24 protein-coding genes are annotated in these 19,202 nt (G+C 65.1%); 11 read left to right on the forward strand and 13 right to left on the reverse strand.

Going from position 1 to position 19,202, the window contains the following annotated elements; all coding sequences use genetic code 11:
- Positions 1–27: 27 nt before the first annotated feature.
- Entirely contained in the window at positions 28–1,002 is a 975-nt protein-coding gene (gene cysK, locus RAM80_RS11275) for a cysteine synthase A (protein WP_416426510.1), read from the reverse strand.
- A 124-nt stretch (positions 1,003–1,126) separates the two neighbouring features.
- Here cysK and RAM80_RS11280 point away from each other — a divergent pair, with 124 nt between their 5' ends.
- The 3 genes from RAM80_RS11280 to RAM80_RS11290 all read left to right on the forward strand — a co-directional run bounded on the left by RAM80_RS11280 (position 1,127) and on the right by RAM80_RS11290 (position 4,355).
- The gene (locus tag RAM80_RS11280) at positions 1,127–2,206 is read left to right on the forward strand and encodes a DUF748 domain-containing protein (protein ID WP_416426512.1); all 1,080 of its coding nucleotides are present in this window, start codon (positions 1,127–1,129) and stop codon (positions 2,204–2,206) included.
- Positions 2,207–2,320: 114 nt separating this feature from the next.
- A complete protein-coding gene (locus tag RAM80_RS11285) occupies positions 2,321–3,166 on the forward strand; it encodes an AAA family ATPase (RefSeq protein WP_027977089.1) in 846 nt (281 codons plus the stop codon).
- Positions 3,167–3,176: 10 nt separating this feature from the next.
- On the forward strand, positions 3,177–4,355 hold the full coding sequence (locus RAM80_RS11290) for a vWA domain-containing protein (RefSeq protein ID WP_416426514.1): 1,179 nt from the start codon (positions 3,177–3,179) through the stop codon (positions 4,353–4,355).
- A gap of 69 nt (positions 4,356–4,424) precedes the next feature.
- On the opposite strand, the gene RAM80_RS11295 is transcribed toward RAM80_RS11290, so the two are convergent.
- Genes RAM80_RS11295 through RAM80_RS11305 form a run of 3 tightly spaced genes read right to left on the reverse strand, consistent with a single transcriptional unit; the run spans position 4,425 to position 6,264 of the window.
- Positions 4,425–4,952, reverse strand: coding sequence for a DUF2937 family protein (locus RAM80_RS11295; protein ID WP_416426515.1), 528 nt, complete (start codon positions 4,950–4,952; stop codon positions 4,425–4,427).
- Positions 4,953–4,962: 10 nt separating this feature from the next.
- The gene (locus RAM80_RS11300) at positions 4,963–5,739 is read right to left on the reverse strand and encodes a class II glutamine amidotransferase (RefSeq protein WP_416426516.1); all 777 of its coding nucleotides are present in this window, start codon (positions 5,737–5,739) and stop codon (positions 4,963–4,965) included.
- Positions 5,740–5,757: 18 nt separating this feature from the next.
- Entirely contained in the window at positions 5,758–6,264 is a 507-nt protein-coding gene (locus RAM80_RS11305; RefSeq protein WP_416426518.1) for an MFS transporter, read from the reverse strand.
- 120 nt (positions 6,265–6,384) lie between these two features.
- On the opposite strand from RAM80_RS11305, the gene RAM80_RS11310 reads away from it, so the two are divergent.
- Both RAM80_RS11310 and RAM80_RS11315 read left to right on the forward strand, forming a co-directional pair.
- Positions 6,385–8,439, forward strand: a complete 2,055-nt coding sequence (locus RAM80_RS11310; protein ID WP_416426519.1) for a S9 family peptidase — start codon at positions 6,385–6,387, stop codon at positions 8,437–8,439.
- A 111-nt stretch (positions 8,440–8,550) separates the two neighbouring features.
- On the forward strand, positions 8,551–9,021 hold the full coding sequence (locus RAM80_RS11315) for a cyclic nucleotide-binding domain-containing protein (protein ID WP_416426521.1): 471 nt from the start codon (positions 8,551–8,553) through the stop codon (positions 9,019–9,021).
- Positions 9,022–9,144: 123 nt separating this feature from the next.
- On the opposite strand, the gene RAM80_RS11320 is transcribed toward RAM80_RS11315, so the two are convergent.
- Positions 9,145–9,423 (reverse strand): hypothetical protein, encoded by a 279-nt coding sequence (locus tag RAM80_RS11320; RefSeq protein WP_416426523.1) that lies wholly within the window; start codon positions 9,421–9,423, stop codon positions 9,145–9,147.
- A gap of 83 nt (positions 9,424–9,506) precedes the next feature.
- Here RAM80_RS11320 and RAM80_RS11325 point away from each other — a divergent pair, with 83 nt between their 5' ends.
- The 4 genes from RAM80_RS11325 to RAM80_RS11340 all read left to right on the forward strand — a co-directional run bounded on the left by RAM80_RS11325 (position 9,507) and on the right by RAM80_RS11340 (position 11,632).
- Positions 9,507–10,193: a spermidine synthase gene (locus tag RAM80_RS11325; RefSeq protein WP_416426524.1), complete on the forward strand. Its 687-nt coding sequence runs from the start codon at positions 9,507–9,509 to the stop codon at positions 10,191–10,193.
- Between the two features lie 157 nt (positions 10,194–10,350).
- Positions 10,351–10,716: a YajD family HNH nuclease gene (locus tag RAM80_RS11330; protein ID WP_416426526.1), complete on the forward strand. Its 366-nt coding sequence runs from the start codon at positions 10,351–10,353 to the stop codon at positions 10,714–10,716.
- A gap of 6 nt (positions 10,717–10,722) precedes the next feature.
- Positions 10,723–11,193 carry an RNA methyltransferase gene (locus tag RAM80_RS11335; protein ID WP_027977079.1) on the forward strand — a complete coding sequence of 157 codons (471 nt, stop codon included), beginning with the start codon at positions 10,723–10,725 and terminating at the stop codon, positions 11,191–11,193.
- A gap of 64 nt (positions 11,194–11,257) precedes the next feature.
- Complete coding sequence (locus tag RAM80_RS11340; RefSeq protein WP_416426528.1) at positions 11,258–11,632, forward strand: DUF2892 domain-containing protein; 375 nt, start codon at positions 11,258–11,260, stop codon at positions 11,630–11,632.
- Positions 11,633–11,762: 130 nt separating this feature from the next.
- Here the strand turns inward: RAM80_RS11340 and RAM80_RS11345 are convergent, their stop codons facing one another.
- Entirely contained in the window at positions 11,763–12,212 is a 450-nt protein-coding gene (locus RAM80_RS11345) for a YcgN family cysteine cluster protein (RefSeq protein WP_416426530.1), read from the reverse strand.
- 179 nt (positions 12,213–12,391) lie between these two features.
- On the opposite strand from RAM80_RS11345, the gene RAM80_RS11350 reads away from it, so the two are divergent.
- The gene (locus RAM80_RS11350) at positions 12,392–12,985 is read left to right on the forward strand and encodes a nitroreductase family protein (RefSeq protein ID WP_416426531.1); all 594 of its coding nucleotides are present in this window, start codon (positions 12,392–12,394) and stop codon (positions 12,983–12,985) included.
- Between the two features lie 135 nt (positions 12,986–13,120).
- On the opposite strand, the gene RAM80_RS11355 is transcribed toward RAM80_RS11350, so the two are convergent.
- The 4 genes from RAM80_RS11355 to RAM80_RS11370 form a co-directional block, all read right to left on the reverse strand.
- Positions 13,121–14,053, reverse strand: a complete 933-nt coding sequence (locus RAM80_RS11355) for a D-2-hydroxyacid dehydrogenase (RefSeq protein WP_416426532.1) — start codon at positions 14,051–14,053, stop codon at positions 13,121–13,123.
- 57 nt (positions 14,054–14,110) lie between these two features.
- Entirely contained in the window at positions 14,111–14,404 is a 294-nt protein-coding gene (locus tag RAM80_RS11360) for a YcgL domain-containing protein (RefSeq protein WP_416426533.1), read from the reverse strand.
- Positions 14,401–15,534 carry a ribonuclease D gene (gene rnd, locus RAM80_RS11365; protein WP_416426534.1) on the reverse strand — a complete coding sequence of 378 codons (1,134 nt, stop codon included), beginning with the start codon at positions 15,532–15,534 and terminating at the stop codon, positions 14,401–14,403. Before rnd ends, RAM80_RS11360 begins: the two co-directional genes overlap by 4 nt.
- Positions 15,535–15,617: 83 nt before the next feature.
- Positions 15,618–16,268 (reverse strand): class I SAM-dependent methyltransferase, encoded by a 651-nt coding sequence (locus tag RAM80_RS11370; RefSeq protein ID WP_416427460.1) that lies wholly within the window; start codon positions 16,266–16,268, stop codon positions 15,618–15,620.
- A 255-nt stretch (positions 16,269–16,523) separates the two neighbouring features.
- Between RAM80_RS11370 and RAM80_RS11375 the strand changes: the two genes are divergently transcribed.
- Positions 16,524–16,790 carry a hypothetical protein gene (locus tag RAM80_RS11375; RefSeq protein WP_416426536.1) on the forward strand — a complete coding sequence of 89 codons (267 nt, stop codon included), beginning with the start codon at positions 16,524–16,526 and terminating at the stop codon, positions 16,788–16,790.
- Positions 16,791–16,890: 100 nt separating this feature from the next.
- On the opposite strand, the gene yiaY is transcribed toward RAM80_RS11375, so the two are convergent.
- The 3 genes from yiaY to mntA all read right to left on the reverse strand — a co-directional run bounded on the left by yiaY (position 16,891) and on the right by mntA (position 19,084).
- Positions 16,891–18,039, reverse strand: coding sequence for an L-threonine dehydrogenase (gene yiaY / locus RAM80_RS11380; RefSeq protein ID WP_416426537.1), 1,149 nt, complete (start codon positions 18,037–18,039; stop codon positions 16,891–16,893).
- A gap of 228 nt (positions 18,040–18,267) precedes the next feature.
- Positions 18,268–18,699: a type VII toxin-antitoxin system HepT family RNase toxin gene (gene hepT, locus RAM80_RS11385; protein WP_416426539.1), complete on the reverse strand. Its 432-nt coding sequence runs from the start codon at positions 18,697–18,699 to the stop codon at positions 18,268–18,270.
- Positions 18,689–19,084, reverse strand: coding sequence for a type VII toxin-antitoxin system MntA family adenylyltransferase antitoxin (gene mntA / locus RAM80_RS11390; protein ID WP_416426541.1), 396 nt, complete (start codon positions 19,082–19,084; stop codon positions 18,689–18,691). Before mntA ends, hepT begins: the two co-directional genes overlap by 11 nt.
- Positions 19,085–19,202: the final 118 nt, after the last annotated feature.

The raw sequence follows: 19,202 nt of genomic DNA on the forward strand, positions 1-19,202 counted from the left end.
GGCAAGCCAGCTCCCACAATTTTCAGCTTACTGCTGGTTCTCGGCCTCGGTGAACAGGTCGGCGAACAGCATGCTCGACAGGTAGCGCTCGCCCGAGTCCGGCAGGATCACGACGATGGTCTTGCCCTGCATTTCCGGCTTCTCGGCCAGGCGCACGGCAGCGGCCATGGCGGCGCCACAGGAAATGCCGCACAGAATGCCTTCTTCCTGCATCAGGCGCAGGGCCATGGCCTTGGCCTCGTCGTCGCTGACCAGCTCCACGCGGTCCACCAGCGACAGGTCGAGGTTCTTCGGCACGAAACCGGCGCCGATGCCCTGGATCTTGTGCGGGCTGGGCTTGATCTCTTCACCGGCGATGGCCTGGGTGATCACCGGCGAGCCGATGGGCTCCACCGCCACTGAAAGAATCGACTTGCCCTGGGTGTGCTTGATGTAGCGCGAAATACCGGTGATGGTGCCGCCGGTGCCCACGCCCGCCACCAGCACGTCCACGGCGCCGTCGGTGTCGTTCCAGATCTCCGGGCCGGTGGTCTTCTCGTGAATGGCCGGGTTGGCCGGGTTGCTGAACTGCTGCGGCATGAAATAGGTGTCGGGGTTGGCCTTGGCCAGCTCCTCGGCCTTCTCGATGGCGCCCTTCATGCCCTTGGCCGGCTCGGTCAGCAGCAGCTCGGCACCCAGGGCCTTGAGCACCTTGCGGCGCTCGATGCTCATGGACGCCGGCATGGTCAGCACCAGCTTGTAGCCGCGGGCGGCGGCGACGAACGCCAGGCCGATGCCGGTGTTGCCCGAGGTGGGCTCGATGATGGTCATGCCCGGCTTGAGCTTGCCGCTGCTTTCGGCGTCCCAGATCATGTTGGCACCGATGCGGCACTTGACCGAATACCCCGGGTTGCGGCCTTCGATCTTGGCCAGCACGGTCACGCCGCGCGGGGCGATGCGGTTGATCTGCACCAGCGGCGTGTTGCCGATGGAATGCGCGTTGTCAGCGAAAATGCGGCTCATGGCAGGAGGTCCTTATGCACCAGCGTAAAAATTCAAGGTTAAGCCCGGGGGCCTGGCGAGTCCAGTGCGAACGGATGCGGTGGCCGCAGGTCAATGCCTGTATACGGTCCCGGACATGCGCATCATGAAACGTCGCTACAGCTGGCCCTTGTGGACGGTGGCAGTCATTGTGCTGTTGCTGATCGTGGTACACGTCGCCCTGCCCTACGTGGTGCGCAATTACCTCAATGACAAGCTGGCCGACATGGGCGCCTACCGCGGCCACGTGGCCGACGTCGACCTGGCACTGTGGCGCGGCGCCTACAAGATCAATGGCCTGGAGATCGTCAAGGTCGACGGCAAGGTGCCGGTGCCGCTGCTGACTGCGCCGCTTATCGACCTGTCGGTGAGCTGGTCGTCGCTGTGGTACGACCACGCCGTGGTGGCCAAGGCGGAGTTCGTCGACCCCGAGCTCAACTTCGTCGACGGCGGCGCCAACAAGCAGGCCTCGCAGACCGGTGCCGGCACCGACTGGCGCGCGCAGATGAACAAGCTGCTGCCCATCACCCTCGACGAAGTGCGCATCGACAACGGCACCATCACCTTCCGCAACTTCAGCTCCAAGCCGCCGGTAAAACTGTCCGCCGACCAGGTCAACGCCAGCATCTTCAACCTCACCAACGTCGCCGATAAACAGGGCAAGCGCAACGCCCGCTTCGAAGGCCACGCCCAGCTGTTCGGCCAGGCACCGCTGGAAACCACCGCCACCTTCGACCCCTTCAGCAATTTCGAGGACTTCCAGTTCCGCCTGCGCACCACCGGCATTGAGTTGCGCAAGGTCAACGACTTCAGCAGCGCCTACGGCAAGTTCGACTTCAACGCCGGCACCGGCGACGTGGTCATCGAAGCCACGGCGAAGAAAGGCCAGCTGACCGGCTACATCAAGCCCCTGCTGCACAACGTCGAAGTGTTCAACTGGCAGCAGGACGTGGAAAACAAGAACAAGAGTTTCTTCCGCTCGGTGTGGGAAGCCATCGTCGGCGGCACCCAGACCCTGCTCAAGAACCAGCAGAAAAACCAGTTCGCCACCCGCGTCGACCTCAGCGGCAGCGTGCACCGCCAGGACATCAGCGCCCTGGAAGCCTTCTGGGAGATTTTGCGCAACGGCTTCGTCCAGGCGTTCAACGCCAGGTACGAGCAGGCGCCGCCGAAAGAAGGCGGCTGATTGCCCCTGTCGTGTTCATTCAGCGACTGAATAGTGGTGCTGCGTTCACATTCGACCGGGCCGCGCGTTATAGTCGCTGCCATAACAAACTCTCGGCATAGAGGACAGGCACACATGAAGTTCGAAGGCACCGCGGCATACGTCGCCACAGACGACCTGAAACTGGCGGTGAACGCGGCCATCACCCTGCAGCGCCCGCTGCTGGTGAAGGGTGAGCCGGGCACCGGCAAGACCATGCTCGCCGAGCAACTGGCCGAATCCTTCGGTGCGCGCCTGATCACCTGGCACATCAAGTCCACCACCAAGGCCCACCAGGGCTTGTACGAGTACGATGCGGTGAGCCGCCTGCGCGACTCGCAGCTGGGCGTGGACAAGGTGCACGACGTGCGCAATTACCTGAAGAAAGGCAAGCTGTGGGAGGCCTTCGAGTCCGAGGAGCGGGTGATCCTGCTGATCGACGAGATCGACAAGGCCGACATCGAGTTCCCCAACGACCTGTTGCAAGAACTCGACAAGATGGAGTTCTACGTCTACGAAATCGACGAGACCATCAAGGCCAAGCAGCGCCCGATCATCATCATTACCTCCAACAACGAGAAAGAGCTGCCGGACGCCTTCCTGCGCCGCTGTTTCTTCCATTACATCGCCTTCCCCGACCGCACCACCCTGCAGAAGATCGTCGACGTGCACTACCCCGACATCAAGAAAGAGCTGGTGAGCGAAGCCCTGGACGTGTTCTTCGACGTGCGCAAGGTGCCAGGCCTGAAGAAGAAGCCCTCCACTTCCGAGCTGGTGGATTGGCTGAAGCTGCTGATGGCCGACAACATCGGCGAAGCGGTGCTGCGCGAGCGCGACCCCACCAAGGCCATCCCGCCGCTGGCCGGCGCCCTGGTGAAGAACGAGCAGGACGTGCAACTGCTCGAGCGCCTGGCGTTCATGAGCCGACGCGGCAACCGCTGAGGGGCCTGCCATGCTGCTCAACCTGTTCAACGAGATGCGCGCCGCCAAGGTGCCGGTCTCGGTGCGTGAACTGCTGGACCTGATCAATGCCTTGCAGGCGCGGGTGACCTTCGCCGACATGGACGAGTTCTATTACCTGTCGCGGGCCATCCTGGTGAAGGACGAGCGCCATTTCGACAAGTTCGACCGCGCCTTCGCCGCCTACTTCAACGGCCTGGAAAAGCTCGACGACCACCTGCAGGCGCTGATTCCCGAGGAATGGCTGCGCAAGGAATTCGAACGCAGCCTTACCGACGAGGAGCGCGCGCAGATCCAGTCCCTGGGCGGCCTCGACAAGCTGATCGAAGAGTTCAAGAAGCGCCTGGAAGAACAGAAGGAACGCCATGCCGGCGGCAACAAGTGGATCGGCACCGGTGGCACCAGCCCGTTCGGCTCCGGCGGTTTCAACCCCGAGGGCATCCGCGTCGGCGACGCCGGCAAGCGCCAGGGCAAGGCCGTGAAGGTGTGGGACCAGCGCGAGTACAAGAACCTCGACGACCAGGTGGAGCTGGGCACGCGCAACATCAAGGTGGCCCTGCGCCGCCTGCGCAAGTTCGCCCGCCAGGGCGCCGCCGAGGAACTGGACATCGACGGCACCATCGACCACACCGCCCGCGACGCCGGCCTGTTGAACATCCAGATGCGCCCCGAGCGGCGCAACACCGTGAAGCTGCTGTTGCTGTTCGACATCGGCGGCTCCATGGACGCCCACGTGAAGATCTGCGAGGAGCTGTTCTCGGCCTGCAAGACCGAGTTCAAGCACCTGGAGTACTTCTACTTCCACAACTTCGTGTACGAGTCGGTGTGGAAGAACAACATGCGCCGCACCTCGGAACGTACCGCCACCCAGGACCTGCTGCACAAGTACGGGCCGGACTGGAAGGTGATCTTCGTCGGCGACGCGGCCATGGCGCCCTACGAAATCACCCAGCCGGGTGGCAGCGTCGAGCACTGGAACGAGGAAGCCGGGTATGTGTGGATGCAGCGCTTCATGGAGAAGTACAAGAAGCTGATCTGGATCAACCCGTATCCGAAGGACACCTGGGGTTATACGGCGTCGACCAACATCGTGCGCGAGTTGATCGAGGACCAGATGTACCCGCTGACGCTGCGCGGGTTGGAAGAAGGAATGCGTTTCCTGTCCAAATAGTGTGGGAGCTGGCTTGCCAGCGAGCTGTTGAGGCCCAAAAGCTCGCTGGCAAGCCAGCTCCCACAGCGGCTAGCGCCAGTGCTCGGGCACTTCGCCCTTGTACTTGCGCACGCCGTACAGGGTCCAGGCCGGCAGCATGATCAGGCATTCCAGCACCAGCGCCAGCACGAAGGCCACGCCCACGCCCCAGCCGATGGCTTCAGGCACCAGCAGCACCTGGTAGGTGTAGCCGTTGAGGGTTTCCTGGCTGATCTGCGGGTCGGCGGCGGTCAGCACGTGCCAGTCGCGGGTCCACCAGGGGCCCTGCAGGGCCATCCATTCGCTGTCCAGCGCCTGGTGGCGGTTGATCAGCGTGCCCAGGCTCTGGCTGTCGCTCTGGAACACCGGGTCGGTGCTTTCGCGGTAGTGGGCGATCAGCGCCTGCAGGTCACCGTTGAAGAACTTGTCGGCAGTGTCCTGGAAGCCGCGCAGGCTCTGCTGCGCCTCCATCAGGTGGGCTTCCACGCGGTGGGCGTAATCGTTGATCAACCCGGGCACTTGCACGCCCAGCAGCAATCCGACGGCGAACAGCACCAGTCGCAGGTAACTTCGCAGCATGTGTGGCTTCCTAGTCGGTGGTGCCCTGGAGCACGCACTCGCCGCGGCGCCAAAGCGCCCATTGGCCAGGCTCGTAGCGGTTCCAGGTTTCGTTATCGGTCAACGGTTCGGTGGTAATCACCGACACCACGTCGTTGGGGGTGGTCTCGGCCTGGAAGTCGACGGTCACGTCCACGTCCTTGAGCCGGGCCGGGCCGAACGGCGCGCGCCGGGTAATATGGGCAAGTTTCGTCGAACAGAAGCAGAACAGCCAGTCGCCGTCGCTGAGCAGGCCGTTGAACACGCCCTTGGAGCGGTAGTGGGCGCAGGCCTCGACCAGGGTGGGCAGCAACTGCTCGACCTCTACCGGCTCCGGGAAGGCTTCGCGCACGCGGTTCAGCAGGTCGCAGAAGGCCGCTTCGCTGTCGGTGTCGCCCACCGGCCGGTAGAAGGTGGCCGCCGGGTTGAAATCGGCCAGCTGGCCGTTGTGGGCGAAGCACCAGTTGCGCCCCCACAGCTCGCGCACGAACGGGTGGGTGTTGGACAGGCAGACCTTGCCGACGTTGGCCTGGCGAATGTGGCCGATCACCACCTCGCTCTTGATCGGGTAGCGCTGCACCAGTTCGGCCACCTGCGATTCGCTGCTGGCGGCCGGGTCCTGGAACAGCCGCAGGCCACGGCCCTCGTAGAAGGCAATGCCCCAGCCGTCGCGGTGCGGGCCGGTGCGGCCGCCGCGCTGCATCAGCCCGGTGAAGCTGAAGACAATATCGGTCGGCACGTTGGCACTCATGCCCAGCAATTCACACATGGCGGCTCTCTTGATGGCTTACAGGCGCGGCTCGACCCGCATGCGCCCGGCCGGGCTGGGTGGCGTCGGGGTTGGCGGCGTGCGGCCATAGCGGTCGCCGGCAGCGAAGGGCTCGTCCGGCTCGTCGCGGCGCTGGGCGTCGGCCTTGGCCAGCGCTTCGTCGCGGGCCGCCTGTTCAGCGCGGCGCGCGCGGCTGCTGCGCTCGATGGGCCAGCGGATCAGGGCGTAGATCACGTACAGCACCAGGGCGATCAGGCTGTACATGGCCAGGTCGGACATGGCCGGCAGCGCGTGCCCGGCGTCCTTGAACAGGATGTCCAGGGCCGTCATGGCCACGGCCGGGGCGAACATGCCCTTGCCGGGGTCGACGATGGTGGGGGTGAACAGCAGCACTGCCATCACGATGCGCAGTGGCTGGCGCAGCCAGCGCCAGATCCAGGTGGTCAGGCGCAGCCATACCATCAGGCAACCGAAGGCGGCGAAGGCGTAGATACCCCAGGCGAGGAAATAGTCGTTCTCGGTCATGGTGTCCGTGGCAAGGCAGGCAAATAGGCGCTTATGATAACGACTTTTCGCCGTGCAGGCGCCCCCCATGCCAAAAGGCCCGCCGGGCGCCGCCAAAACCTACTGCAAAGTGAGCCGCCCATGCCCCCATCAGCCACCGCCCCACGCGCCCCGATCGCCCGCAAGGCCGACGGCGCCGACCCGTACGCCTGGCTGCAGGAACGCGACAGCGACGAGGTACTGGATTACCTGAAGGCCGAAAACGCCTACCAGGAAGCACAACTGGCCGACCAGGCCGAGCTGCGCGAACAGCTGTTCGAGGAAATAAAGGGCCGCATCCGCGAGACCGACCTGTCCCTGGCCTCGCCCTGGGGCCCTTACCTGTACTACACCCGCACCACCGCCGGCGACGAATACGCCCGGCATTACCGCTGCCCGCGCACGGCCGACGACAGCCCCACCGTGGATGAAAGCCGCGAAGAACTGCTGCTGGACCCCAACGCCCTGGCGGCCGGCGGCTTCCTGTCCCTGGGCGCGTTCAGCGTCAGCCCTGACCACCGCCTGCTGGCCTACAGCCTGGATACCAGCGGCGACGAGATCTACCGCCTGTACGTGAAGGACCTGACCAACGGTAGCGTCAGCGAACTGCCCTTCGACGACTGCGACGGCAGCATGACCTGGGCCAATGACAGCCAGACCCTGTTCTTCGGCGAGCTGGACGACACCCATCGCCCGCACAAGCTGTACCGGCACCGCCTGGGCAGCGACGCCTGCGAGCTGGTGTTCGAGGAAACCGACGGCCGGTTCTTCCTGCACTGCTACCGCGCCAGCTCCGAGCGCCAGCTGATCCTGCTGCTGAACAGCAAGACCACCAGCGAAGCCTGGGTGCTGGACGCCAACCACCCCGAGCAGGCCTTCCAGTGCCTGGCGCCACGGGTGGAAGACCACGAGTACTACCCCGACCACGGCCAGCTCGACGGCCAGTGGACCTGGTTCATCCGCAGCAACCAGGACGGCATCAACTTCGCCCTGCTGCAGGCCCCGGACGACGGCCAGGTGCCGACCCGCGAGCGCTGGCAGCCGCTGATCGGCCACCGCGACGACGTGATGCTCGAGGGCGTGACCCTCAACGCCCACGCTTTCACCCTGAGCCTGCGCGAGGGCGGCCTGCCGATCATCGAGGTGCACCCACAGGGCTTGGCGAGCTATCGCGTGCAGTTGCCGGACGCGGCCTACAGCCTGCACGTGTCCGACAGCCTGGAGTTCGTCAGCGCGCGCATCCGCCTGCGCTACGAGGCGCTGAACCGCCCGGCCCAGGTGCGCCAGTTGATCCTGGCCACGGGTGAGCAGCAAGTGCTGAAGGAGACCCCGGTGCTGGGCCCGTTCGACGCCGATGCCTACGTGAGCCAGCGCCTGTGGGCCACCGCCAGCGACGGCACGCGCATTCCCATCAGCCTGGTGGCCCGCCGTGACACCCTGGGCCAGCCCACGCCGTTGTACCTGTACGGCTACGGCGCCTACGGCGAAAGCCTCGACCCGTGGTTCTCCCACGCGCGCCTGAGCCTGCTGGACCGTGGCGTGGCCTTCGCCATCGCCCACGTGCGCGGCGGCGGCGAGTTGGGCGAGGCCTGGTACCGCGCCGGCAAACAGGAACACAAGGGCAACACCTTCAGCGACTTCATCGCCTGCGCCGAGCACCTGATCGCCCAGGGCCTGACCAGCAGCAACCAGCTGGCCATCAGCGGCGGCAGCGCCGGCGGCCTGTTGATTGGCGCGGTGCTGAACCAGCGCCCGGAGCTGTTCAAGGCGGCTATTGCCGAGGTGCCGTTCGTCGACGTGCTGAACACCATGCTCGACCCCGACCTGCCGCTGACCGTCACCGAGTACGACGAATGGGGCAACCCGGAGGAACCCGAGGTGTACGCGCGCATCAAGGGCTACGCGCCCTACGAGAACGTCAGCGCCCAGGCCTACCCCGCCACCCTGGTGGTGGCCGGCTACAACGACAGCCGCGTGCAGTACTGGGAAGCGGCCAAGTGGGTGGCACGCCTGCGGGCTACCCGCACCGACGACAACCTGCTGCTGCTCAAGACCGAGCTGGGCGCCGGCCACGGCGGCATGAGCGGCCGCTACCAGGGCCTGCGTGACGTGGCGCTGGAGTACGGGTTCGTGTTCAAGGTGCTGGGCCTGGCCTGAACGGGAACTTTGCCTTGCCCTGATGTCTGAGTGACATCTTTCACATGCCAGCCGGTTCCTGCCGCCTACACTGGGAGGCAGGAACCGTGCGTATAACAAGACCGTGATGCCATGCCAGATCCGACCTACCTGAATAACGAAATCCGCGACATGCTGATGGACTGCGGGCTGTTCAATACCCTGCTGCCGGCCGACTGTGCCGCCGCGGCAGGCTATTTCATCATCACCAGCATCCAGCAGGGCGAGGAGATTTTCCACGAGGGCGACGCCGGCACCTTCATGTGCATCATTCACCGCGGCCTGGTGACGGTGCAGAAGACCGGCAACGGCGACCGGCCGGTGCCCGTGGCCACCTTGCGCAAGGGCGCCTTCGGCGAGATGGCGGTGCTCGACGGCGAGCGCCGCTCGGCCACCTGCGTGGCGGCCAGCGACTGCGTGCTGCTGAACCTGGGCAAGGACTCGCTGGAGAAGATGCTCAACGACTCGCCGAAAGTCGCCGCCAAGATCATTCGGGCCCTGGCAGTGGCGATGTCCAAGCGCTTGCGCATGGCGGATGGGCAGTTGCTGTCGCAGAACCCTTGACACGCTTGGCTACGTAGCCGCTGCCGCAGGCTGCGCTGGCCGGTGTGAACCCTGGGAATCTCCAGCGAGGCACAGGGCCAGCGCAGCCTGGCGGCAGCGGCTACGCAGGTGATGGGCCCGGAGTTATGGCGACGGCGGTTTGTTCGGCGATTCCATCGTCGGCAACGGCGCGTCCTTGGGCGGGCCCGGCAGCTCGATCGGCGGCAGCAACGGCGCGGTGCCGTTGCCGCCACCGGCCTTGGGCGTGATCGGCGTGCTGACCTGCGGGTAAGGCGTGGGCGTGGGCGTGCCCGGGGCACCGCTGCTGGGGGTGAGCACGTTGCTTTGCACGTCTTCCAACGCCTGGGCGCTGCCAATTCCCAGCGCAAGGGCGGCAATGCCCGATACAATAAGCGACTTCATCGATGGCGCCCTGCCTGTGGCTTGTCATGCCGCCAAGGCTACTCCCTGGCGCGCCCGCTGTCCCCTCCCCCTGCGAGATCCCCATGAAACGTTTTGTACTGCTGGACACCACGCCGATTCCTGACAACGGCGGCGCCCTGTGCCTGTTCGAGTACGGCGAGGATTTCGTCATCAAGATCCAGGGCGGCGACGGCGGCCAATTGATGAACACACGCATGCACGGTTCCGAAGACGCCCTGGCCGAGATCCCCTGCCGCAAGGTGGCCGGGCGGCCGAACTCGCGGGTGCTGATCGGCGGCCTGGGCATGGGCTTCACCCTGGCCTCGGCGCTCAAGCACCTGGGCAAGACTGCCGAGGTGGTGGTGGCCGAGCTGGTGCCCGGCGTGGTGGAGTGGAACCATGGCCCGCTGGGCGAAAAGGCCGGCATGCCGGTGCTGGACCCACGCACCACTATTGTCCAGGAAGACGTGGCCAAGGTGCTGCAGGCCGAGCCCCAGGGCTTCGACGCGATCATGCTCGACGTCGACAACGGCCCCGAGGGCCTGACCCAGAAGGCCAATTCCTGGCTCTACTCCATTGGCGGCCTGGCCGCCTGCGCCAGGGCGCTGCGGCCCAAGGGCATCCTGGCGGTGTGGTCGGCCAGCGCCGACCGCCAGTTCAGCGAGCGCCTGCGCAAGGCCGGCTTCAAGGCCGAAGAGGTGCAGGTGTTCGCCCACGGCAACAAGGGCACCCGCCACACCATCTGGATCTGCGAAAAGCTGAAGGGCTGAAGCGCCGTAGCCGCTGCCGCCAGGCTGCGCTGACCCGGTGGTTCACTGAAGATCTTCAGGGCTCACACCGGCCAGCGCAGCCTACGGCAGCGGCTACGCGGGACTGGTTTTCGCGGTAGAATGCGGGCTGACCGTCATTATTTCCTGAGGTGAACCCATGAGTTCGTCCACGCCCCATACCGCCAAGCTCGACCGCATCCTGGCCGACGCCCAGCGCGAGCGCGAAAGCGGCTACCGCGACAAGGCCCTGAAGATGTACCCGCACGTGTGCGGCCGTTGCGCCCGCGAGTTTGCCGGCAAGCGCCTGAGCGAACTGACCGTGCACCACCGTGACCACAACCACGACAACAACCCCCAGGACGGTTCCAACTGGGAACTGCTGTGCCTGTACTGCCACGACAACGAACACGCCCGCTACACCGACCAGCAGTACTTCGGCGAAGGCTCCCTGAGCACCCCGACCATTGCCAAGGCCACCCACAACCCCTTCGCGGCCCTGGCCGGGATGCTGAAGAAGGATTGACCCGGCGTGGCCAACAAGCGTTACAGCTGCATCGGTCTGTTCAACCCCAAATCCCCTGAAAACGTCGGCTCGGTGATGCGAGCCGCCGGCTGCTATGGCGTCAATTCGGTGTTCTACACCGGCAAGCGCTATGAGCGCGCACGGGATTTCGTCACCGACACCAAGCGCATCCACTACGACATTCCGCTGATCGGCATCGACGACCTGCAGAAGATCATCCCCCTGGGCTGCACGCCGGTGGCGGTGGAACTGGTGGAAGGCGCGCGGCCGTTGCCCGAGTACACCCACCCGGACCGCGCCATCTACATCTTCGGCCCTGAAGACGGCTCCCTGGACCAGAGCGTGCGCGACTGGTGCGAGGACACCATCTACATTCCCACCGAAGGCTGCATGAACCTGGCGGCGACGGTCAACGTGGTGCTTTACGACCGCATGGCCAAGGGCCTGAACACCCGCTCGGGGCCAAAATTCAAGTAAGCCGAGGGAACAGCGGCGGGCCGTGCCGGTCTGCTACTGAACAGCGCCCATCAGGAGAAGCATCATGAGCGACAACCAGCACCTGGAAGTCTTCGACACCATCGCCCGCCCTACCCCGTCCGCCGAGCACAACGTGCATGGCTGGGAACGTGCAGGGTCGGTGGCTACCGGCATCGTCATGGTGGGCAAGGGGCTGCGCCGCGGCGGGCTGTTCGGCCTGATCCAGGTGGCCATCGGCGGCGTGGCCCTGGCCCGCGGCCTCACCGGCCACAGCGCCACCAAGGCGCTGATCGAGCACAGCCGCCAGGAGTTCGATGGCGTGCGCGCGAAGATCGAACGGGCCGGGGAAGAGTTGAGCAAGCTGCAGGAAAACGCGGTGAAGGCCACCAAGACCGCGACCATCACCGGCGACACCGAACTCAAGTCTCCGAAGGCCTGACACCCACCTCGCTGGGAATTTTCCGTGCAGGTGATGGCCAGCGCAGCCTTCGGCAGCGGCTACGGGTGGTGTAGCCGCTGCCGCAGGCTGCGCTGGCCGTCATGAACACCACGAATGCCCAGCGTACACGTCAGCCGGCGCGGAAGATCAGGTAGTCTTCCCAGTCATCCTCGTCCACGTCCTTCTCGCTGATCATCCGGCCGGACTGCGAGATATGCTTCTTGTGCACCTTCTTGCGGTCGCCGCTGACCAGATGGTGCCAGTTGGGCAGGTCCTTGCCCTCGCTGACCAGGCGGTAGCCGCAGGTCGGCGGCAGCCATTTGAATTCGTCCGCCTGCCCCGGCGTCAGCTGGATGCAGTCCGGCACCTTGGCCTTGCGGTTGGGGTAGTCGGTGCACTGGCAGGTCTTGAGGTCCAGCAGCTGGCAGGCGATGCGCGTGTAGTAGACGCTGTTGTCTTCCTCGTCCTCGAGCTTCTGCAGGCAGCACAGGCCACAGCCGTCGCACAGCGACTCCCATTCAACCGGGTTGAGCTGGTCGAGGGTCTTGGTCAGCCAGAAGCGATCGACGTTTGCGGGCATGGAGCGGTTTTCCTGTCTTTGAATTCATTTCCACCGGCAGCCGGTGGAAAACGCCGCCAGTCTAGTGCCGGGCGAGCCCCAGGCCAAGCGCGGACGACATCCGGTCAACACTTCACTTGTCAGCCGGGGCCGTGGCGCAGTAGTTTCGCTGTTTTCCGCACACTTCACAGGAAGCGTCCATGAGTGCCAACCCCCGTATCGCCGAGCTCGGCATCAACGAGCAGTTCATCAACCGCTGGTCACCGCGCGCCTTCAGCGACGAGACCATCTCGGAGGAAACCCTGCTCAGCTTCCTCGAAGCTGCGCGCTGGGCGCCGTCGGCCTACAACTCGCAGCCTTGGCGCTTCCTGTACGCGCGCCGCGGCACGCCGAACTGGGAACGCTACCTGGGCCTGCTGAACGAGTTCAACCGCAGCTGGGCGCAGCACGCCTCGGCGCTGGTGATCATCATCTCGAAGACCACCTTCACCGCCCCGGGCGCCAGCGAGGAAACCCCGGCGCTGTGGCACACCTTCGACACCGGTTCGGCCTGGGGCCACCTGGCGCTGCAGGCCAGCCTGAGCGGCTGGCACACCCACGGCATGGCCGGTTTCGATAAGGAACTGACCCGCAAGGAACTGAAAGTACCGGAAGGCTACGAGCTGCACGCGGCCATTGCCATCGGCAAGCTGGGCGACAAGGCCAGCCTGGCCGAGCACCTGCAAGCCCGTGAAACCCCAAGCCCGCGCCGCCCGCTGAGCGAGCTGGCCGCTGAAGGTGACTTCACCCTGTAACGCTGCCACCCCACCCTGTAGCCGCTGCCGAAGGCTGCGCTGGCCCGCGTGAGCACTGGAGATATCCAGCGAGGCACATGGCCAGCGCAGCCTGGCGGCAGCGGCTACAAGGCTAAGGCGCGCGCCCGAGGCTACTCAATACCCGCGGGTGAAATCCACCTCACCACGCAACGGCTGCTTGCCGTTGTACGCCGCCAGGTTCTCGACAAACAACCGCACCATCGCCTGCGGCGAAGTGGGCGCCGAGCTGTGCCCGGTCAGCAACAGGCCCCAGGCCGTCCAGAACGGATGACGCTGCGGCAGCGGCTCCTGCCGGCACACATCGATCACTGCACCGGCCAGGTGCCCCTGTTTCAACGCCTCCACCAGGTCGGCATCGACCACCGCCACGCCGCGCCCGGCGTTGATGAACAACGCCTCGGGGTTGAAGCGTGCGAACAGCGCCGCGTCATAGATATCCTGGGTCGCCGGGGTGTCGGGCAGCAGGTTGAGCACGTAGTCCACCTGCCCCACCTTCTCGCCCAGCGCCTCCATGCCCAGCACTTCGACGAACGGTGCCTGCTGCCGCGGGCTGCTGGCGATGCCATACAGGGTCACGCCAAACGGCCGCAGGAACTCGGCCACGCGCTGGCCGATGTCACCGGCGCCAACGATCAGCACCCGCCGGCCTTCCAGGCTGTGGCCAGGGCGTGGGTCCCACTTGCGCTCGACCTGGCTGACCAGACGCGCCATGACCTCGCGCTCGTGGCCCAGCATGTAGGTCAGCATGTACTCGGCCATCACCTGGCCAAAGATGCCCACCGCGCGGGTCAGGCGGTAATGGCGTGGCAGCCCGTGCATCAGCAGCGGCGTAATGCCGGCCCAGGTCGATTGCAGCCACTGGGGCTTGTGCCCCTGGCGCAACAGCGTGGCCAGCAGGTCGGGCTGGCCCAGCCACACCGGGCAATCGGCAGCCAGCTTCGACAGTTCGGCGGAGTCGCCGCTGGTCAGCACGTCCAGCTCGGGCGCCGCTTCACGCAACAACCGTGCGTAAAGGGCATGATCCTGTTCGGCAATCAGAACACGCATGCTAGTAAAACCCTTGAAAACCCCACCTGCGCCAGGCGCGACTGCGGGGTGTAGCGGTCAGACCGGATCGTTGCGACGCAACAGCTCTTCGGGCAGGTGCTCGATGTATTCCTCTTCGGGCGGCGGCATCTGCAGGTGGTAACCCTGGCTGTCGAGGTTGGCCAGCACCTGGGTGATGTCCTCGCGGGCCAGGGCGCGCTCGGGGCTCAGCACCAGGTCGAAGGCGTGCACGGGCTTGCCGAACACGGTCAGCAGGCCCTCGGGCACGCGGGCCAGGGCGTCGCTCTTGAGCACGTAGAGGTACATCTCGTTCTTGCGCGGGCTTTTGTAGATGGAGCAAATGCGTTTCATGGTGTCTCTCCTGCGCTGGCCAGGGCCTGGAGCAGGGCCGGGCCCATGAGCTCGCGGCGCCAGCCACGCAGTGTGTCGGGCAATTGATAGGGACCGTTGGGGTAGCCGCTCTTGAGCAGCGCTTCCAGGGTCTTCTTGCGCAGCATTACCTCGGGGGCAATGCCCAGGCGCTCGCCTTCGGCCTGGCCGATGGCGCGCAGCTGCTTGAGGATGCCGGCGGCTTCCAGCGGCAGCGGCTCGGGCAGGGCCGGCGGCCACTGCTCGACCGGCACGCTGCCGGCGTCCTTGATCAGCTTGAGCAGGAACTCGCCGTCCTGGCGCACGGTGCGCGGGTGCATGTCCTCGATCTTGGCCAGGGCTGCCAGGTTATCCGGCTGGGTGCGGGCCAGGGGCCATAGGGAATGCTCGCGCACGATGCGGTTGCGCGGCAGGTCGCGGGCACGGGCCTCGCGCTCGCGCCAGGCGCACAGCTCGCGCAGCACGGCCAGCTGCTGGCGCGACAGCTTCCAGGCCAGCTTGGCCTCGCGGTAGACCTCGTAGGGGTCCACTTCGCGGCGCAGCTGGGCGACCAGCTCGCCGCCGTCTTCCAGCACCCAGGCGTACTTGTCGTCGGACAGCTGCGGGCGCAGCTTTTCGTAGACCTCGGCCAGGTGCACGGCGTCTTCGGCGGCATAGCTCACCTGGGTCTCGGACAGCGGGCGCTGCAGCCAGTCGGAGCGGGTCTCGCCCTTGGGCAGCTCGATGTCGAGCACCGCCTGCACCAGGCGCGAGTAGCCCATGGAGAAGCCCAGGTTCAGGTAGGCGGCGGCCAGTTGCGTGTCGAACAGGGGCGCGGGCAGGCTGCCGGTCAGGCGTAGCAGCACCTCCAGGTCTTCACTGCAGGCGTGCACCACCTTGATCACGTCGGGGTTCTCCAGCAGCTGGGCCAGGGGCTGCCACTGGGTGATGGTCAATGGGTCGATCAGCCACGCGCACGCGCCATCGCCGATCTGGATCAAGCCGGCTATCGGGTAAAAGGTGTCGACCCGCATGAACTCGGTGTCGAGTGCAACGTACGGCAGACGCTGCCACTCGGCACATTGCCGGGCCAGGCTGTCGTCGTCGCGAATCCAGTGAATATCGATGGCCACAAGGCTCTCCCCTGAAGAATGGCGCGCAGTATATATCGACCCCGACGTTTACTGGGCATTCCATCGATGCAGGAAGCGACCTTTCAACCCTTGCGCAGCACGTAGGTGCGCCACATGGCGATGCCGGGGATCAGGTCATGATGGGCCACTATCTCGAAACCTGCCTGGCGAAACTCGTGCTCGATCTGTGCCCGCGCCACCACGAAGCGGTGCTGGCGCGCCGGCCCCGCACGCCGCTGCTCCATGCGCCGGCGCCGCCAGGCACGGTAGTTGCCGTCCACCCACAGGGAAATGATCACCGTGTCGCGGCTGACCCGGTGGAACTCGCGCAGGATGCCCAGGCGCTGCTCGTTGTCCGACACGCGGTGGAACAGGCCCATGCAGAAGATGCAATCGACGGCGTTGCTGCCCAGGGTGATGGCGTCCACCGACGCCTCCAGCGGCGTGATGCGCGCTGCCAGCGCCGGGTCGAAAGCGCCCATGGCGCGCCCCAGGCCTTCGGCATTGTGCCCGCCCGCCAGGATGACGCGGTTGGCGTGCTCGGTCAGCACCGGCCAGAACCGCCCACCGCCGCACGGCAGGTCCAGCACCAGCCCCGGTTCGCCCGCCGAATGCAGCGAATGGCGCACCAGCTGCGCCTCGCGCCAGTACGCCAGGCGCGCGCCCAGGCTGGCAGGCGCGGGGCGGCCCAGGGCCAGGGAGAGGTCGCGCTCAGCAGGGGTCGAGGGTGGCAAAGGCATGAAGCGCAACTTCCCGAAGGGATAAGGTAGGCCTGTACGTTAAGGGTGGACCAGTTAAAGTCCAGTCAACCCATTGTGAAAAAAATGTCACGAAATGAAGGTCTGTCGATTGCTTCAGTGCTTCGCGACTGCCTGCGTCGTTGTAGTGTTTTTGAAACACCTGGCCCCCTGCCGGGGTCGTACCTGTGAATCGAGGCTATTCTCTAGAAGTCTCAACCTAGGCCCACTACCCCTGCGGAGATGACGAACATGCCGGTCAAACACAATCTGTTCGAGGACTTGAAACTTACACGCGAAGAGGTCGAAACCCGCAGGAAAGGCGATGACAGGCTCAGCAAGCTGCTGGACGACTACCACGCCATCGATGCAGACGTGCTGAAGGCCGAATCCGCCGCCGCGCCGGACGACGACGTTAAGAAACTCAAGGAAAAACGCCTGCTGGCCAAGGACCGCATCGTCCAGCAGCTGGAGTACCCCGGCACCCAAGGCGCCGGCAACGGCTTCGACAAAGCCTGACTTCCCCTCCCCCGTAGCAGCGGCCCCAGGCCGCGTCCGAGCCACCGCGGTGCCCGGGACGCGGCCTGGGGCCGCTGCTACGTAGAACGGTGCCTTCCTCTTACATCGCCGTGCGGAAAATCTCCTCGATCTCGCCTTGGCTCGCCGTGCGCGGGTTGGTGAAGCCGCACGCGTCTTTCATGGCGTTGGCCGCCAGGGTGGGGATGTCGTCGGCCTTGGCACCAAGCTCGGCCAGGCCACGGGGGATGCCGATGTCGGCCGACAGCTGGCGAATGGCGGCGATGGCGGCGGCCGCACCCTTTTCGTTGTCCAGCCGCTGGGTGTCGACGCCCATGGCGGTGGCCACGTCTTTCAGGCGGCCGGGGCACACGCTGGCGTTGAAGCTTTCCACGTGGGGCAGCAGCACTGCGTTGCAGACGCCGTGAGGCAGGTCGTAGAAGCCGCCCAGCTGGTGGGCCATGGCGTGCACGTAGCCCAGGGAGGCATTGTTGAACGCCATGCCGGCCAGGAACTGGGCGTAGGCCATGTTCTCCCGCGCGGTCATGTCCTCGCCCTGGGCCACGGCGGTGCGCAGGTTGGCGGAAATCAGCTCCACCGCCTTCAGGGCGCAGGCGTCGGTGATCGGCGTGGCGGCGGTGGACACGTAGGCTTCCACGGCATGAGTCAGCGCGTCCATGCCGGTGGCAGCGGTCAGGCCCTTGGGCATCTTGGCCATCAGCGCCGGGTCGTTCACCGACAGCAGCGGCGTAACGTTGCGGTCGACGATGGCCATTTTCACGTGGCGTGCTTCGTCGGTGATGATGCAGAACCGGGTCATCTCGCTGGCGGTGCCGGCCGTGGTATTGATGGCGATCAGCGGCAACTGCGGCTTGGCCGACTGGTCCACGCCTTCGTATTCGCTGATGTGGCCGCCGTTGGTGGCGCACAGGGCAATGCCCTTGGCGCAGTCGTGAGGCGAGCCACCGCCCAGGGAAATGATGAAATCGCTGCGCGACTGCTTCAGCGCGGCCAGGCCTTTCTCGACATTGCCCACGGTAGGGTTGGGCTGCGCGCCGTCGAAGACGGTGGCATTGATGTCCTGCTCGGCCAGCAATGCGGCCACTTTTGCAGCCACCCCGGCCTTGGCCAGGCCAGCGTCGGTGACGATCAGGGCATTGCGGAAACCATACTTGCGAATGGCCACCACCGCCTCGTCGAGGCTGCCGATACCCATCATGTTCACGGAGGGAATGAAGAAGGTGCTGCTCATGATTGATCCTCTTTTATTGTGGTTGGCCCAGGGCCGGGCCGAGGTTGCGGTTCATCAGGCGAGCTGTGTGCGAGGTCAATGCTAGGCGCGGGGCGGCGGGGGAAGAATGGTGCTTTGGGGGGGATGGAGGGGGTGCTTTGGTAGTAGACAGGCTGCCTGTAGCAGCGGTCGAAGGCCGCGTCACAGGCAACGCTGGGAATAGGGTAATGACGCGGCCTTCGGCCGCTGCTACGCGGGTGTATCGCCGGATACATCCTGCCGCAATATGGAGCGACTGAAGGTTAGAAAGTCATCCAGGTGCTTGGTGATGATCGACACGAGAATCGGCAGTTGCAGCGTCTGGTATTCGTGCACGGCTATGTTGCGAAAACCAACCATGTTCTTGAGACTACTTAACAGCGGCTCGTCCAACCATCCCGCCTTCGCCAGCAACTCCAGCGCACTGCGGGCACTTTGCGGAACGCCAAGTCTTTCGCGACGGACGATGTGCTGGGCAATATCAAGTGAGGCTTCACAGGCACGTTGGATGTTCAAAATCGCGGCATCCTGGCGCGTGTAATCCAGGGTGAATGTCTCCGCCCCTTTGTCATACTCCTCCCGCACTCTGGCTACGCAACGCTGAATAGTCGCGACTTTGTTCAGGATTACATCATCGACCATACACCCTTCCGTCCTTCAAGATGTCCGAGAGCACCCCGTCCCGCGCAGCATCAAGCGCCCATTTCTCGCTGACCACCAGGCATTCGAACAACCCGGCGGCCAAACCCTGGTCCCATAAGCGTTGGCCGTGGGTGATGACCTGAAACTGCATGACTGTGCTTGCCGGACGCAAATCGACCAAGTCAACCGGAACGCCGGCCAAATCGGCAACGTCCCCGGCCAACGCCCACAGCTGCACAGGATCAACCGCCTTCGGCATCAGCACGGCAAGGTCAAGATCACTTTGCGGCCCAGCATGACCGGTGGCGTAACTGCCAAAACAGTAGACCGCCTGCAACGTTGGCAGACGCTGTTGAAGCAGTTCGATAATCTTTTCCATGTTCATGCGGTCTATCCAACCACGTTTTGTCCGATAAGGCACGCCCAACCCCAAAGACAGCGCTTTCCTGGCACGCCAGGCACTTACACGACGCGTGCCGGCTGCTACGATACCCCTCACCAAA

The organism is Pseudomonas sp. App30 (assembly GCF_047947025.1).
In the GTDB taxonomy this organism is placed as follows: domain Bacteria; phylum Pseudomonadota; class Gammaproteobacteria; order Pseudomonadales; family Pseudomonadaceae; genus Aquipseudomonas.

What these genes read in the sequence shown, in the direction of transcription:
- RAM80_RS11330 (WP_416426526.1), top strand. Translation starts at nt 10,351, where the DNA reads ATGAGTTCGTCCACGCCCCATACCGCCAAGCTCGACCGCATCCTGGCC.
- RAM80_RS11375 (WP_416426536.1), top strand. Translation starts at nt 16,524, where the DNA reads ATGCCGGTCAAACACAATCTGTTCGAGGACTTGAAACTTACACGCGAA.
- RAM80_RS11355 (WP_416426532.1), bottom strand. Translation starts at nt 14,053, where the DNA reads ATGCGTGTTCTGATTGCCGAACAGGATCATGCCCTTTACGCACGGTTG.
- RAM80_RS11350 (WP_416426531.1), top strand. Translation starts at nt 12,392, where the DNA reads ATGAGTGCCAACCCCCGTATCGCCGAGCTCGGCATCAACGAGCAGTTC.
- RAM80_RS11290 (WP_416426514.1), top strand. Translation starts at nt 3,177, where the DNA reads ATGCTGCTCAACCTGTTCAACGAGATGCGCGCCGCCAAGGTGCCGGTC.
- RAM80_RS11360 (WP_416426533.1), bottom strand. Translation starts at nt 14,404, where the DNA reads ATGAAACGCATTTGCTCCATCTACAAAAGCCCGCGCAAGAACGAGATG.
- RAM80_RS11325 (WP_416426524.1), top strand. Translation starts at nt 9,507, where the DNA reads ATGAAACGTTTTGTACTGCTGGACACCACGCCGATTCCTGACAACGGC.
- cysK (WP_416426510.1), bottom strand. Translation starts at nt 1,002, where the DNA reads ATGAGCCGCATTTTCGCTGACAACGCGCATTCCATCGGCAACACGCCG.
- RAM80_RS11280 (WP_416426512.1), top strand. Translation starts at nt 1,127, where the DNA reads ATGAAACGTCGCTACAGCTGGCCCTTGTGGACGGTGGCAGTCATTGTG.
- RAM80_RS11320 (WP_416426523.1), bottom strand. Translation starts at nt 9,423, where the DNA reads ATGAAGTCGCTTATTGTATCGGGCATTGCCGCCCTTGCGCTGGGAATT.
- RAM80_RS11300 (WP_416426516.1), bottom strand. Translation starts at nt 5,739, where the DNA reads ATGTGTGAATTGCTGGGCATGAGTGCCAACGTGCCGACCGATATTGTC.
- RAM80_RS11345 (WP_416426530.1), bottom strand. Translation starts at nt 12,212, where the DNA reads ATGCCCGCAAACGTCGATCGCTTCTGGCTGACCAAGACCCTCGACCAG.
- hepT (WP_416426539.1), bottom strand. Translation starts at nt 18,699, where the DNA reads ATGGTCGATGATGTAATCCTGAACAAAGTCGCGACTATTCAGCGTTGC.
- RAM80_RS11315 (WP_416426521.1), top strand. Translation starts at nt 8,551, where the DNA reads ATGCCAGATCCGACCTACCTGAATAACGAAATCCGCGACATGCTGATG.
- RAM80_RS11340 (WP_416426528.1), top strand. Translation starts at nt 11,258, where the DNA reads ATGAGCGACAACCAGCACCTGGAAGTCTTCGACACCATCGCCCGCCCT.
- RAM80_RS11295 (WP_416426515.1), bottom strand. Translation starts at nt 4,952, where the DNA reads ATGCTGCGAAGTTACCTGCGACTGGTGCTGTTCGCCGTCGGATTGCTG.
- RAM80_RS11310 (WP_416426519.1), top strand. Translation starts at nt 6,385, where the DNA reads ATGCCCCCATCAGCCACCGCCCCACGCGCCCCGATCGCCCGCAAGGCC.
- mntA (WP_416426541.1), bottom strand. Translation starts at nt 19,084, where the DNA reads ATGAACATGGAAAAGATTATCGAACTGCTTCAACAGCGTCTGCCAACG.
- RAM80_RS11305 (WP_416426518.1), bottom strand. Translation starts at nt 6,264, where the DNA reads ATGACCGAGAACGACTATTTCCTCGCCTGGGGTATCTACGCCTTCGCC.
- RAM80_RS11285 (WP_027977089.1), top strand. Translation starts at nt 2,321, where the DNA reads ATGAAGTTCGAAGGCACCGCGGCATACGTCGCCACAGACGACCTGAAA.
- yiaY (WP_416426537.1), bottom strand. Translation starts at nt 18,039, where the DNA reads ATGAGCAGCACCTTCTTCATTCCCTCCGTGAACATGATGGGTATCGGC.